This is a genomic window from Citrobacter enshiensis (genome assembly GCF_029338175.1).
Taxonomy (GTDB): domain Bacteria; phylum Pseudomonadota; class Gammaproteobacteria; order Enterobacterales; family Enterobacteriaceae; genus Citrobacter_D; species Citrobacter_D enshiensis.
The window spans coordinates 1,871,788-1,885,002 of sequence record NZ_CP119862.1; the positions used below are offsets into that span (position 1 = coordinate 1,871,788).

General features: G+C 46.9%; 17 protein-coding genes and 3 pseudogenes. 2 read left to right on the plus strand and 18 right to left on the minus strand.

What is annotated here, in order from left to right; translation table 11 throughout:
• From P2W74_RS08965 to P2W74_RS23525, 5 genes and pseudogenes are all read right to left on the minus strand, one after another.
• Nucleotides 1–1,188, minus strand: coding sequence for an RHS repeat-associated core domain-containing protein (locus P2W74_RS08965; RefSeq protein ID WP_276294725.1), 1,188 nt, complete (start codon nucleotides 1,186–1,188; stop codon nucleotides 1–3).
• Between the two features lie 72 nt (nucleotides 1,189–1,260).
• Nucleotides 1,261–1,683, minus strand: coding sequence for a hypothetical protein (locus P2W74_RS08970; RefSeq protein ID WP_276294726.1), 423 nt, complete (start codon nucleotides 1,681–1,683; stop codon nucleotides 1,261–1,263).
• Nucleotides 1,665–1,754: a hypothetical protein gene (locus P2W74_RS23515; protein ID WP_412767221.1), complete on the minus strand. Its 90-nt coding sequence runs from the start codon at nucleotides 1,752–1,754 to the stop codon at nucleotides 1,665–1,667. Before P2W74_RS23515 ends, P2W74_RS08970 begins: the two co-directional genes overlap by 19 nt.
• Nucleotides 1,741–2,010 carry a hypothetical protein gene (locus P2W74_RS23520; RefSeq protein ID WP_412767234.1) on the minus strand — a complete coding sequence of 90 codons (270 nt, stop codon included), beginning with the start codon at nucleotides 2,008–2,010 and terminating at the stop codon, nucleotides 1,741–1,743. The genes P2W74_RS23515 and P2W74_RS23520 overlap by 14 nt, the downstream gene beginning before the upstream one ends.
• Nucleotides 2,005–2,193: pseudogene (locus P2W74_RS23525) on the minus strand (RHS repeat-associated core domain-containing protein); the annotation flags it as partial. The gene P2W74_RS23520 and the pseudogene P2W74_RS23525, both read right to left, overlap by 6 nt.
• A gap of 413 nt (nucleotides 2,194–2,606) precedes the next feature.
• Between P2W74_RS23525 and P2W74_RS08980 the strand changes: the two are divergent.
• Nucleotides 2,607–2,720: pseudogene (locus P2W74_RS08980) on the plus strand (SymE family type I addiction module toxin); the annotation flags it as partial.
• 43 nt (nucleotides 2,721–2,763) lie between these two features.
• Here the strand turns inward: P2W74_RS08980 and P2W74_RS08985 are convergent.
• From P2W74_RS08985 to P2W74_RS09015, 7 genes are all read right to left on the minus strand, one after another.
• On the minus strand, nucleotides 2,764–3,153 hold the full coding sequence (locus P2W74_RS08985; RefSeq protein ID WP_276294728.1) for a DUF2750 domain-containing protein: 390 nt from the start codon (nucleotides 3,151–3,153) through the stop codon (nucleotides 2,764–2,766).
• Entirely contained in the window at nucleotides 3,150–3,662 is a 513-nt protein-coding gene (locus P2W74_RS08990) for an RHS repeat-associated core domain-containing protein (RefSeq protein ID WP_276294729.1), read from the minus strand. The genes P2W74_RS08985 and P2W74_RS08990 overlap by 4 nt, the downstream gene beginning before the upstream one ends.
• A gap of 28 nt (nucleotides 3,663–3,690) precedes the next feature.
• Nucleotides 3,691–5,085, minus strand: a complete 1,395-nt coding sequence (locus P2W74_RS08995; protein WP_276294730.1) for an RHS repeat domain-containing protein — start codon at nucleotides 5,083–5,085, stop codon at nucleotides 3,691–3,693.
• Entirely contained in the window at nucleotides 5,060–5,368 is a 309-nt protein-coding gene (locus P2W74_RS09000; protein ID WP_276294731.1) for a hypothetical protein, read from the minus strand. The genes P2W74_RS08995 and P2W74_RS09000 overlap by 26 nt, the downstream gene beginning before the upstream one ends.
• A 119-nt stretch (nucleotides 5,369–5,487) precedes the next feature.
• Nucleotides 5,488–6,102: a DUF4303 domain-containing protein gene (locus tag P2W74_RS09005; RefSeq protein WP_276294732.1), complete on the minus strand. Its 615-nt coding sequence runs from the start codon at nucleotides 6,100–6,102 to the stop codon at nucleotides 5,488–5,490.
• Between the two features lies 1 nt (nucleotide 6,103).
• On the minus strand, nucleotides 6,104–7,153 hold the full coding sequence (locus P2W74_RS09010; RefSeq protein WP_276294733.1) for an RHS repeat domain-containing protein: 1,050 nt from the start codon (nucleotides 7,151–7,153) through the stop codon (nucleotides 6,104–6,106).
• 99 nt (nucleotides 7,154–7,252) lie between these two features.
• Nucleotides 7,253–8,383, minus strand: coding sequence for a hypothetical protein (locus tag P2W74_RS09015; RefSeq protein WP_276294734.1), 1,131 nt, complete (start codon nucleotides 8,381–8,383; stop codon nucleotides 7,253–7,255).
• Nucleotides 8,384–8,455: 72 nt separating this feature from the next.
• On the opposite strand from P2W74_RS09015, the gene P2W74_RS09020 reads away from it, so the two are divergent.
• Nucleotides 8,456–8,707, plus strand: coding sequence for a SymE family type I addiction module toxin (locus P2W74_RS09020; protein WP_328517922.1), 252 nt, complete (start codon nucleotides 8,456–8,458; stop codon nucleotides 8,705–8,707).
• Between the two features lie 64 nt (nucleotides 8,708–8,771).
• Here the strand turns inward: P2W74_RS09020 and P2W74_RS09025 are convergent, their stop codons facing one another.
• The 6 genes and pseudogenes from P2W74_RS09025 to P2W74_RS09050 all read right to left on the minus strand — a co-directional run bounded on the left by P2W74_RS09025 (nucleotide 8,772) and on the right by P2W74_RS09050 (nucleotide 13,152).
• Nucleotides 8,772–9,251, minus strand: a complete 480-nt coding sequence (locus P2W74_RS09025) for an Imm26 family immunity protein (RefSeq protein WP_276294735.1) — start codon at nucleotides 9,249–9,251, stop codon at nucleotides 8,772–8,774.
• A gap of 349 nt (nucleotides 9,252–9,600) precedes the next feature.
• A pseudogene (locus P2W74_RS23530) lies at nucleotides 9,601–9,792 on the minus strand (RHS repeat-associated core domain-containing protein); the annotation flags it as partial.
• A gap of 98 nt (nucleotides 9,793–9,890) precedes the next feature.
• Complete coding sequence (locus P2W74_RS09035) at nucleotides 9,891–10,325, minus strand: SMI1/KNR4 family protein (protein WP_276294737.1); 435 nt, start codon at nucleotides 10,323–10,325, stop codon at nucleotides 9,891–9,893.
• Entirely contained in the window at nucleotides 10,322–10,789 is a 468-nt protein-coding gene (locus P2W74_RS09040) for a hypothetical protein (protein ID WP_276294738.1), read from the minus strand. Before P2W74_RS09040 ends, P2W74_RS09035 begins: the two co-directional genes overlap by 4 nt.
• A gap of 170 nt (nucleotides 10,790–10,959) precedes the next feature.
• On the minus strand, nucleotides 10,960–11,313 hold the full coding sequence (locus tag P2W74_RS09045) for a hypothetical protein (protein ID WP_276294739.1): 354 nt from the start codon (nucleotides 11,311–11,313) through the stop codon (nucleotides 10,960–10,962).
• A 12-nt stretch (nucleotides 11,314–11,325) separates the two neighbouring features.
• Nucleotides 11,326–13,152, minus strand: a complete 1,827-nt coding sequence (locus tag P2W74_RS09050) for an RHS repeat domain-containing protein (protein WP_276294740.1) — start codon at nucleotides 13,150–13,152, stop codon at nucleotides 11,326–11,328.
• Between the last annotated feature and the right edge of the window lie 63 nt (nucleotides 13,153–13,215).

The following is a 13,215-nucleotide window of genomic DNA, read 5'->3' on the forward strand; positions in this document are numbered from 1 at the left end:
CTAATATCCTTCGTGTTTATGTTCTAATTTATGAAGATCGTCATCTTGTAAATCAGAATGCTCATAAGAATTACTATCTTTTGCCCTTTGCCCTCTTCTATGAGCTAAAACTTTTCCCGGATCTTTAGATCTCCTTGAGTTACCGGGTAAACGGATAGTTCTTCTATTTTTATTACGAATATGTCGTAACTCATTCTTTATCCAGCCCCGAACCCATGATGGTTGCTTCGGATCATTTGCTAGTTCTTTAAGCCTTGCTTGTTTACCTGAGCGACCGCATTTCAACCCTAACGGGTCGATCCATGATAGCGGATTTGCCACATACCCATAAGGATTAGCCCCGCCATCCAGTCCTATCGGGTCAGCACACAGATACTGCCCCGTATCGCAACCATAGTACCTGAACCGGTTATAGTACAGTCCCGATTCTGTATCCTCATACTGCCCCGGAAAACGTAACTGACATGTGGGCGCATCTTCTTTATTGATGCCTTCTTCGCGGCCCCAGAGTTGCTGTTTCCCCCGCCAGACGATGGTGCCGTCTTCGGTCAGTAGTTCCTGGATACGACCTACAGTATCTGTTACCGCGTAATGCAGTAGTCCATTTTCATAACGCGCAATTGGCGTGAAATCTCCCGGCTCGTATATCCAGCGGATGCTGTTTTCAGCATCTTGCGTACCGTCCTGATTGACCGGAATTTCCGCCGTTAGCTGGTCACCATTCCAGTGGAAGTCCATGCCGGGTTTGTCGTGGTTGGTACAGCGTTTGCTGATACGTCTGCCGAACGGGTTGTACTTATACTCCCAGCGTTCGCCTTCCGGTGTCTCCAGTCCGGTCAACTGGCTGCGGGCATCCCAGCGGTAGCGCCACAGGAGAGGGCGGTAGCCGCCTTTATCAACCAGTTTTTCGACCAGCCGCCCGTTAGCGTCGTACTTCCAGGTGATGTTGTGTTCATTCACCACCCGGACAAATTTTCCTTCCTCCGGCTTGCCGGTCTCCGGATTGATGCGGTGTGTCTGATGCCGCCAGCCTTTGTGCTCTCTGGAAACAACCCGCCCATGCTGTTGCTGTTGGTGTGATTCGCTGTCCAGCACCTCATTGACCCACGTTTGTCTGCGGGTGATATTCAGGTTTTTGTGATTATCCATATTAACTGCATAACCAATATCACCTACTATTTTTGGCATCCATATAATTACCAAGCGTTCACTATATTAATAATCTTCAATAGTAGGCTTAGTTTTGATGAAGAATTGAAGTTACTTTTTTAATTCAATTATTGTGGTACTTTTATCAAAAATATCAATTATATATTGATATAATTGTTCAAACTCTTCATTTGCAATATATAAATCAATATGAATCTTATCAATCCCAATTTTTTGCCCTTTACCTTCCTTTATATCAATAATCAAATGGCTTTTGTTTATCTGTATTTTTTTGATTGCATTGGATATTTCACTTTCAAAAAAATGCCCCTGCAACCCGATCGAATCATCAAAGCTTTCATTTTTATCAATAAATTGCGATATTATAATATAATGTTTCGGCTCTTCTGGGTCGTCACCTATGCCAATGACTGGAACATTATGTTCAGTATAACAACTTACAAAATTAGCTGAAAATTTAATTGTTGATATCATATTGGTTGCCTTTTCTGCTATTATCTTCCCGCTGACCACACATTGGATATACTATCCTCTATCCAATGGTATAAAACATCAGTCCCCGTACTTTCTTTAAAATCGTTCATTTTTCCTTGTGCATGATTTACAGGGCGCGTATTCCCCAATAATCTCTAACAAATCACCAGGCTTGGCAAGATCTTTTAAGTCAACAGTAATTCTAGCCTCAGTATGAGTTGCCAGACTACTCTTGGGGAAACCCAACGCTTTCTCATTTGGCGTCATATTCCCACTTTGCCAATGCCCTGTGGCTTTTACGTTTCCTTTACTATCGTAAAGAGTTGCAGTTGCATGATGAGTTCCTTTCCCTGAACGGAATGCCAATCCTAATGGATCTATCCATTCTGACGGATTATGCACATATCCATAGGGATTAATCCCCCCATCCAGCCCAATGGGGTCCGATGAAATATATTGAGCCGTAACAGGATCATAGTACCGGAACCGGTTATAGTACAGTCCCGATTCAGCATCCTCATACTGTCCCGGAAAACGTAACCTGCATGTGGGAGCATCATCTTTATTGATGCCTTCTTCACGGCCCCAGAGCTGTTGCTTACCTTTCCAGACTATCAGTCCGTCTTCGGTTAACAGCTCCTGGACACGACCGACCGTATCTGTCACCGCATAGTGCAGTTGCCCTTTTTCATAACGTGCCATCAGTTCACGCACGCCGTCCGGGCGGTTGATTTCTTCCACGCTGCCCAGCGGCCCGGCGTGTGTTTTGCTGTGACGGAACTGTGTGGTGAAGCCCAGCGGGTCTTTCACGCTTAACAGGCGACCCAGAATATCCTGTTCGGTTTGCGTAATGCCGCCGTCTGGTGCAACGATTTCTCGTACCTGATGCAGGGCATCATGACGCCAGCGCCAGCAGACAGCAAAATGACCACGTATTATTCACGCAGTCCCCGGCCTGACCCTTAAAGGCGGACTGGCTGGCTGAGGCGGGATTTGATACCGGGTTGAGTGTGACGGTGAAAATATCAGAAGGGTGCCTGACCATTATTGCCGGCAGCTCGATGAAAGAAGTATAAAAATAAAGGCTGGGTATATTACATACCCAGCCTAATTTAATTATTAATTATATTTTCGGCATTCGTTTTTTAAATCTGTTAATAAGCTATCAGCACTGATAATAGGTGTGTCAGATGTCGAAGGCACCATAAATACACCTATTCCAATTTTCTTTTCAGATAAATCAGGTAATAAATTATTCATGAGATAACTAAGTTTTATTTCTTTCGCTTTGTAATTAACCCAACCCTCTGCAATACAAGCCTCTGCGTATTCACGTGCGGGCCATAACATAAGCATATCATTTCCACTATCATCACCACTTAAGGCAAAACCACCATCATCCAAGACCCATAGCAACTCACTATCGACAATTCTTTTAATAAAATATACATATCTGTCCTTATTAGGTTTGGCAGACATAATTTCTATTTCTTTTGCCGATAATTTCATAGATCTTCATCCTCATATTTTCCACTCGCTTGTGGATTATTCTTACGCCCATAATCATCGTATTTGTGCTGACGCCTATGGAGATCGGTATGCTGTGGTTCAGAATATTTATAACTATATCCCTTTGATGATTCGTACCCACGACCATGCGCCATTTCATAGCCCGGAGGGTTACGAATATTTGTTCTCTTCCCTCTTGCTATTGAGTTTAACTCTTGCTGTATCCAACCTCTAACATGCCGGGGTTGTTTAGGATCATTTGCTAGTTCTTTAAGCCTTGCTTGTTTACCTGAGCGACCGCATTTCAACCCTAACGGGTCGATCCATGATAGCGGATTAGGTGCATAAGCATACAGATTCAGCCCACCTTCCAGCCCTATCGGGTCAGCACACAGATACTGCCCTGTTTCACAATCATAGTACCGGAAGCGGTTGTAGTACAACCCTGATTCAGCATCCTCATACTGTCCCGGAAAACGTAACCGGCAGGTGAGGTTAGCGTCATTCACACTCTCTTCACGGCCCCAGAGTTGTTGCTTACCCCGCCAGACGATGGGTGCCTTCTTCGGTCAGCAACTCCTGGATGCGCCCGACGGTGTCGGTCACTGCATAATGCAGCTGGCCCTTTTCATAACGCGCAAGCGGGGTAAAACTGCCGGGCTCATATATCCAGCGGATGGCGTTTCCATACTCAGGCTCTCCTTCGGAGTTGACCGGAATTTCCTCCGTTAACTGGTCGCCGTTCCAGTGAAAATCAACGCCGGGTTTGTCCCGGTTGGTACAGCGTTTGCTGATGCGTCTGCCGAACGGGTCGTATTTATACTCCCAGCGTTCGCCTTCCGGCGTTTCCAGCCCCGTAAGCTGACTGCGTGCATCCCAGCGGTAGCGCCACAGGAGAGGGCGGTAGCCGCCTTTATCAACCAGTTTTTCGACCAGCCGCCCGTTAGCGTCGTACTTCCAGGTGATGTTGTGTTCATTCACCACCCTTACAAATTTTCCTTCCTCCGGCTTGCCGGTCTCCGGATTGATGCGGTGTGTCTGATGCCGCCAGCCTTTGTGCTCTCTGGAAACAACCCGCCCATGCTGTTGCTGCTGGTGTGATTCGCTGTCCAGGACCTCATTGACCCAGGTCTGGCGGCGGGTGATATTCAGGTTTTTGTCGTAACTGAAGCGCTCCTCGCACATCGGTACATTACCGCTGCCCGTCCAGGTGGCATGGCTTATCTGGTCGTTGGCCGTGATGCTGTTAAACATCGTCCCGCGCAGCGAGTCCGCTATCATGGTCAGGTTGTAGGCTTTGTCGTACAGCCACTGACGTTGCAGGTTTTTATCGTGGGCATCCGGTTCGGCCTGGCTGCCCGCTTTCTGCTTCGTCAGCATCCCGGTCTGTGTATAACCCAGTTGCTGGTAAAATCCGGCCTCGCTCTGTCTGGAGATTTCAAGGCCGCGCAGGTCGTGGGTGAAGGTCAGGGGAGCATGGTCCGCTATCTGCCAGGCTTTCAGCTCACCCATTAACCCGTGAGTGAAGTGTTCCGTCAGTCCGGCTGTGGTGCGCTGTGAAACCGTGTCCAGATTTAAGTCGTAAGCATATTCCGTACGCCTGCCGTTGAGGGTTTCAGCTATAAGATGGCTGGCGTTATCATATTCATACGTAACGGTGGCATCGTCATTTTTTGCCTCCACCAGACGACACAGCGTGTCATAGCAGAACCGGGTGGCACTCAGAATACGGTCGCTGTCGCCCTGTGTGACTTCCTCGTCTGTCACCTGGTCGGTCACGTTATAGCGGCGGTTCAGGTGTGTGCCGTCCGGGAAAGAGGTGCGGATGCAGCGCCCCGCAGCATCGTAGGTGTAGGTCAGCGTGCGTCCGGTAAAGTCGGTTTCTGCAACCAGTTGCCCGGCCAGGTCATATGCCAGGGCGATAGTGTTCACCTTCGGCGTTGGTGATTTCGGTCAGGCGGGTCAGTTTGTCGTAGCGACATTCCAGTCGTTCACCATCCGGACGGATTACGGCTGTCAGCAGGTCAAATGCACCATATTCGTAGCGGGTGGTTTTACCCTCGCCATCAGTGAAGCTCTCCGGGAGTTTTTCACCGTTCTGACTCATCAGCTCCCGCACGCCGTCCGGGCGGTTGATTTCTTCCACGCTGCCCAGCGGCCCGGCGTGGTTTTTGCTGTGGCGGAACTGCGTGGTGAAACCCAGCGGGTCTTTCACACTCAGCAGGCGACCCAGAATATCCTGTTCGGTCTGCGTAATGCCGCCGTCAGGGGCAACGGTTTCACGTACCTGGTGCAGGGCATCATGACGCCAGCGCCAGGTGTTAGTTATATCAATTAGTCATCTGTAACTATATTTCTCTGTTTTATAAATTCATTGTAGCTAATTTCTGTGTTTAATTTCTTGGCGGATTTATTTTCAATTAATTTTGAATTTTTAGAATCAGTTACCGACATAAATAAAAAAATATCGCTATTTAGACTTTCTTTTATATACATTTTTAATGATAAGAGAGAATCCATCATTGCCTTATGAATTTTTCTTTCAAAATTTATGCGTTCGGAGTGTTGTAGTGATTCGCTTTTATTATGAAGAATTAAATTTAACTTGTTAATCAAACTGTCTTCTAATAAATTATTCCCATATCCCCAATCATCTGGAATCCATTTAGTACTCATTGTTAATTTTTCATATTGCCCAAATGATTTTTGAAACTCTTCAGGGGCGAGCATTTTTCTGAACTCTGCATATGGATCTTTTTTGAATAAGACACTATCTTTCTCTTTTAAGTATTCTATTGTATTAAAAATAAGGAACATCCCAGACACATCTTCATCAATAACTAAACAACCAGCATAAAATTCCTCATTAATTATTTTATTCCGAAGATCTAAATAATCATGTTTCACTGCTGTTGCTAGATTATATCTAAACTCGTCATGAAATTTCACTCTAATATCCTCCGAATACATCCAAACCAATATTCTGAAGAGCTTCACGCATTTCTTTTGCTGCTCTTATTTTACATATTAGTCCTTTATCAAGTCTATCGCTAATGTCTAAATCTGCTTGCGTTAATTTTAAGGCAACAGACCTGGCATTATCCGTTGTATGAACACCTTCAATATTCGATGCCCACATTAGATTAGCTATATCATTTACTGGGTCAATGCCATACTTGGCAAGTATATTTTTGCTATGGTTAACAAATGGTCCCCTAGGATCTCCAGTAAAATCCCCTTTAAACACAATATGGTGACCATGCGGATTAGTTAATCCACAGGGGTCACTTTTACCAGCACTTCGTAGTTTCCCTAACCATGATAACCCTAATGGATCAACGATATTTTGTGGATTTTTAACATATCCATAAAGGTTTATTCCGCCTTTTACTCCTAACGGGTCCGCACACAGATACTGCCCCGTCTCGCAATCATAGTACCGGAACCGGTTGTAATACAACCCGGATTCTTCATCCTCATACTGCCCCGGAAAACGTAATCGGCAGGTGAGTTTGGCGTCATTCACACACTCTTCACGGCCCCAGAGTTGCTGTTTACCGCGCCAGGCGATGGTGCTTTCTTCGGTCAGCAACTCCTGGATGCGCCCGACGGTGTCGGTCACTGTATAATGCAGCTGTCCTTTTTCATAACGGGCTATCGGGGTAAAACTTCCCGGCTCGTATATCCAGCGAATAGTGTTTTCGTCTTCCTGTTTGCCGTCAGCGCCAACCGGAATTTCCGCCGTTAGCTGGTCACCATTCCAGTGGAAGTCCATGCCGGGTTTGTCGTGGTTGGTACAGCGTTTGCTGATACGTCTGCCGAACGGGTCGTACTTATACTCCCAGCGTTCGCCTTCCGGTGTCTCCAGTCCGGTCAACTGGCTGCGGGCATCCCAGCGGTAGCGCCACAGGAGAGGGCGGTAGCCGCCTTTATCAACCAGTTTTTCGACCAGCCGCCCGTTAGCGTCGTACTTCCAGGTGATGTTGTGTTCATTCACCACCCTTACAAATTTTCCTTCCTCCGGCTTGCCGGTGTCCGGATTGATGCGGTGTGTCTGATGCCGCCAGCCTTTGTGCTCTCTGGAAACAACCCGCCCATGCTATTGCTGCTGGTGTGATTCGCTGTCCAGCACCTCATTGACCCAGGTCTGGCGGCGGGTGAGGTTCAGGTTTTTATCGTAGGTGAACCGCTCCTCGCACATCGGTACATTACCGCTGCCCGTCCAGGTGGCATGGCTTATCTGGTCGTTGGCCGTCACGCTGTTGAACATCGTCCCGCGCAGCGAGTCCGCTGTCATGGTCAGGTTGTAGGCTTTGTCGTACAGCCACTGACGTTGCAGGTTTTTATCGCGGGCATCCGGTCCGGCCTGGCTGCCCGCTTTCTGCTTCGTCAGCATCCCGGTCTGTGTATAACCCAGGGTCTGGTAAAATCCGGCCTCGCTCTGTCTGGAGATTTCAAGGCCGCGCAGGTCGTGGGTGAAGGTCAGGGGAGCATGGTCCGCTATCTGCCAGGCTTTCAGCTCACCCATTAACCCGTGAGTGAAGTGTTCCGTCAGTCCGGCTGTGGTGCGCTGTGAAACCGTGTCCAGATTTAAGTCGTAAGCATATTCCGTACGCCTGCCGCTGAGGGTTTCAGCTATAAGATGGCTGGCGTTATCATATTCATACGTAACGGTGGCATCGTCATTTTTTGCCTCCACCAGACGACACAGCGTGTCATAGCAGAACCGGGTGGCACTCAGAATACGGTCGCTGTCGCCCTGTGTGACTTCCTCGTCTGTCACCTGGTCGGTCACGTTATAGCGGCGGTTCAGGTGCGTGCCGTCCGGGAAAGAGGTGCGGATGCAGCGCCCCGCAGCATCGTAGGTGTAGGTCAGCGTGCGGCCGGTAAAGTCGGTTTCTGCGACCAGTTGCCCGGCCAGGTCATATGCCAGGCGATAGTGTTCGCCTTCGGCGTTGGTGATTTCGGTCAGGCGGGTGAGTTTATCGTAGCGGCACTCCAGCCGTTCACCGTCCGGGCGGATTACGGCTGTCAGCAGGTCAAACGCGCCGTATTCGTAGCGGGTGGTTTTTCCCTCGCCGTCGGTGACGCTCTCCGGCAGTTTTTCGCTGTTCTGGCGCATCAGTTCACGCACGCCGTCCGGGCGGTTGATTTCTTCCACGCTGCCCAGCGGCCCGGCGTGTGTTTTGCTGTGGCGGAACTGCGTGGTGAAACCCAGCGGGTCTTTCACACTCAGCAGGCGACCCAGAATATCCTGTTCGGTCTGCGTGATGCCGCCGTCAGGGGCAACGGTTTCACGTACCTGGTGCAGGGCATCATGACTCCTGCGCCAGCAGACAGCAAAATGACCATGTGTTATTCACGCAGTCCCGGCCTGACCCTTAAAGGCGACTGGCTGGCTGAGGCGGGATTTGAGACCGGGACGGGGGTGACGGTGAAAATATCGGATGGCGTGCTGACGATTATTGCGGACACCAGTGAAGTGCAGGCCCTGAAGGCTGAACTATTCCAGTTTAAAGAGGCGGCGATGGGGATGAAGGAGCTGGTTGCTTAGCGGGTTAGGCAGTATTTGATGATAATAAAATAACCGGGGACAAAGTAATTATCCCCGGTTGTTTTTATTTCAATAAAACATTTTTTGGTTTTTTATCCGGTGAAATCAACAATGAATCAAGATAATTTGGGTCATAAAATGCATTCCAAGGAGTTAGAGAGTAATATGCATTCATTAATTTAATTATTAATCCTGAGCCGATAGATTTTACCCCGATAAATCCATTGCTCTGGAGATCGGTTAGATTCAAATATTTATCAATAGGGAAAGCATCAGAGTACTGTGAAAATACCTTCCAATCCCCAGAATCAAGAAGATCTCGAGTAACAAACAAAATTGAAATTAGGTCATTATCATTTAGTACTGGTTCTGAACTAGGAATTTCATCCATGCGATGAGCATAAAATGCACAAATTGCACTATTTAATGCCTTTGGTTCGAAGCCAACAACTTTTCCAATGCAATATGTTCCATCTGACAACGGAACAGTAAACATATCTCCAACATCCCACGACTGTTTTCGTCTTCTCTTATTTGTTGTCATGATTTCTCCCTCACTAATATGGCATCGGTGTTGTTCCGCCGTTTGATTTATATCGAGCATCAGACATCTGATGTCGCTTATTTGCCAAGGTACCTCCTTTAGGAGTTCCTCTTGATGTTTCTTTTATTCCACCCATTTCTCTAATTTTTGTTTCTTCCAAAACATCAAGGTCTGTACCTGGTTTTGCTCTTCCTAAAATCTCATATTGATGTTCAACACCTAATGCTGAATTATGTTCTCCTTGGCGAGCCGAAAATCTTGCATCCGATTTTGCCTGACCAACATATATTTCACCAGTCTCAGGATTAGTCCTCAAATAAACGATCCCTTCGGATTCACTACCAGTTTTGGGGCATAGTCCCAGAGGATCGATCAGTTTAAGAGGATTTTTGACGTAATTGTAAGGATTAACCCCACCATCCAGCCCTATCGGGTCCGCACACAGATACTGCCCCGTATCGCAATCATAGTATCGGAACCGGTTGTAATACAACCCCGATTCCGCATCCTCATACTATCCTGGAAAACGTAACTGGCAGGTCGGTACAGCGTTTGCTGATTCGTCTGCCGAACGGATCGTATTTAAGTGCCATAACCGTTTGCATTAAAATATTGGCACTCCCTTTACTTTGGCAGGGATTAAATAAACTTATCAGCGCCAATGCCATAAATTAATAATTGGGTTAGTGATGATGAGATAAACTCTGCATCATTGATATCTAGATCACCAAAACCTACTTGGTACAGACCATACCCATCTTTACCTGAAGCATATAAAATAACTTTCCCACCTTCATTATCACCTATAGCTAATGAGTTGGGTATATATTTCTGAATATGGTAGGCATCATTCATTTCTATACAACCTTCAGCCCCCCATATTCTTATGTAGGACTCATTCATAACAAGAATCTCAGCCTCAGTCATTTGTGATACAAATGCTGAATATTCATCAGGGATACCAATATCCTTAAAATGATTTTTCATTTGTTCCATATCATTCTTACTTGAAGCGGGTTTGTATACCTCGAGTCGGAATTTTTCATGCATCGTAAAAAAAGATATATTAGTCATAGGATTACCTTCGTGTAATCAATTTTTAATTTATCAAGCATTTTATATTGTTGATCAAGTATTTTACTTATGGTTGCGTCATCAAAAACCGTACTACGGAAGTCATTAACAATATTCATTAATTCATCTTGCAAAGACGATGACCACTTACATTTTCCTTGTGCTATGCGAGCATCCCGTCGGGCGTTTTGTGCATTTGAGATCGCCGTATGTGGTAATCCTTTGCCAGTTTCTATAGTCACCGTTGGTGCCAGTTTAGGGTCATATCCAGGTAAATTGTGTTTTGACCATTCTTGTTGCAAACCATGATGTGATTGTAGTCTACCACCATTAGAACCTGTGCCTTTAGGTTTTGGTAATGAATCTTGATGAGTTTTATTAAAGGTAATATCAGGGCTTAATCCTAAGAAATCGATATATTCTAGAGGGTTGCAGACATAACCATAAGGATTTATTCCTCCCATTAGCCCTATCGGGTCAGGATGCGCAATCTACCCATCTTGTGAATCGTAATATCACCTACGTATATAGTGCATTAAAACATATCACTTGCAATCCAAGTCGTAGTGATAGAATCAGTTACGCTACGACCCTAACTCCACATCTTCACACCTTCTTAGAAAATTCGGTTAACTTATTCATCATATTTACTAAATTGACTTATCCATCCGTCTTCTGTAAATAACTCACCACACAACCCATCACTAATTTCATTAATATCTACGCCATGAACTAGGATTTTTTTGCTCTCCTCCTCCTCAAACATGGAAAGAGTGTTAAAAATAGTATTATCAATAAACTCCACAATAAGCTTTTTTATTACCTTTTGTTGTTCGTTATTGAATTGGGTAAATAAATCGCAAAGTATTTTTCCGCTTGAGCCTTTTAATGCGCCAGATTGAGCTTGCTCGAGCTTACTAATAGAGCGATCCCGAACCGATGCCATCAGCGTTACCCCAAACTCATTTAAAATATCTTTGTCATTCATAAATATAACCACCTATGTGTACCAAGGAATATTAGACGGTGTAACTGTTTTATTTTTCCGAAGATCTCGAAGCGCTTCTGCGACCAAGCTTCTCGCCTCTTGTTTTGTTGCACCGCCAGCCATTAGGGCGTCAACTGCTATTTTTGTATGCTCCTTTAAAGTATTGCATTTTCCACTTTCATACAGGGCTTTAAACGCTCGTCTTTGATGCGTGGTCATATCGCTATGGTTCCAGCCCATACTTTCAATATAATCGTAACTTATTGAAAATGCGTCTCGTGGATTATAATTTGGGGTATTTTTAAATCCAGCTTTTGAGTAAACATGGTGCCCTCCCGTATCTCTGTATGCACCTTTGTTAGGTCTTAATCCTAAAAAATCAATATATTTCAGTGGATTATTGACGTAACCATAAGGATTAGCCCCACCTGCCAATCCTATCGGATCAGCACACAGATACTGCCCTGTTTCACAATCATAGTACCGGAACCGGTTATAGTACAGTCCCGATTCCGCATCCTCATACTGTCCCGGAAAACGTAACCGGCAGGTGAGGTTAGCGTCATTCACACTCTCTTCACGGCCCCAGAGTTGTTGCTTACCCCGCCAGACGATGGTGCCTTCTTCGGTCAGCAACTCCTGGATGCGCCCGACGGTGTCGGTCACTGCATAATGCAGCTGGCCCTTTTCATATCGCGCCAGAGGTGTAAAACTCCCCGGCTCATATATCCAGCGGATGGCGTTTTCATACTCCGGCTCTCCTTCGGAGTTGACCGGAATTTCCTCCGTTAACTGGTCGCCGTTCCAGTGGAAATCTGTACCGGGTTTGTCGTGGTTGGTACAGCGTTTGCTGATACGTCTGCCGAACGGGTCGTATTTATACTCCCAGCGTTCGCCATCAGGTGTTTCCAGTCCGGTAAGCTGACTGCGTGCATCCCAGCGGTAGCGCCACAGGAGAGGGCGGTAGCCGCCTTTATCGACCAGCTTTTCGACCAGACGGCCGTTAGCGTCGTACTTCCAGGTGATGTTGTGTTCATTCACCACCCTTACAAATTTTCCTTCCTCCGGCTTGCCGGTGTCCGGATTGATACGGTGTGTCTGATGCCGCCAGCCTTTATGCTCTCTGGTTATCACCCGGCCATGCTGTTGCTGCTGGTGCGATTCGCTGTCCAGCACCTCATTGACCCAGGTCTGGCGGCGGGTGATGTTCAGGTTTTTATCGTAACTGAAGCGCTCCTCGCACATCGGTACATTGCCGCTGCCGGTCCAGGTGGCATGGCTTATCTGGTCGTTGTCCGTCAGGCTGTTGAACATCGTCCCGCGCAGCGAGTCCGCTATCATGGTCAGGTTGTAGGCTTTGTCGTACAGCCACTGACGTTGCAGGTTTTTATTATGGGCATCCGGTTCAGCCTGGCTGCCCGCTTTCTGCTTCGTCAACATCCCGGTCTGTGTATAACCCAGTTGCTGGTAAAATCCGGCTTCGCTTTTTCTTGAGGTTTCCAGGCCGCGCAGGTCGTGCTCAAACGTCAGCGGGGCATGGTCTGCCAGTTGCCATGATTTCAGCTCACCCATTAACCCGTGAGTGAAGTGTTCCGTCAGTCCGGCTGTGGTGCGCTGTGAAACTGTGTCCAGATTTAAGTCGTAAGCATATTCCGTGCGCCTGCCGTTGAGGGTTTCAGCTATAAGATGGCTGGCGTTATCATATTCATACGTAACAATGGCATCATCGTTCTTTGCTTCTACCAGACGGCACAGCGTGTCATAGCGAAAGGCGGTGGTACTCAGGATACGGTCGCTGTCGCCCTGTGTGACTTCCTCTTCTGTCACCTGGTCGGTCACGTTATAGCGGCGGTTCAGGTGTGTGCCGTCCGGGAAAGAGGTGCGGATGCAGCGCCCCGCAGC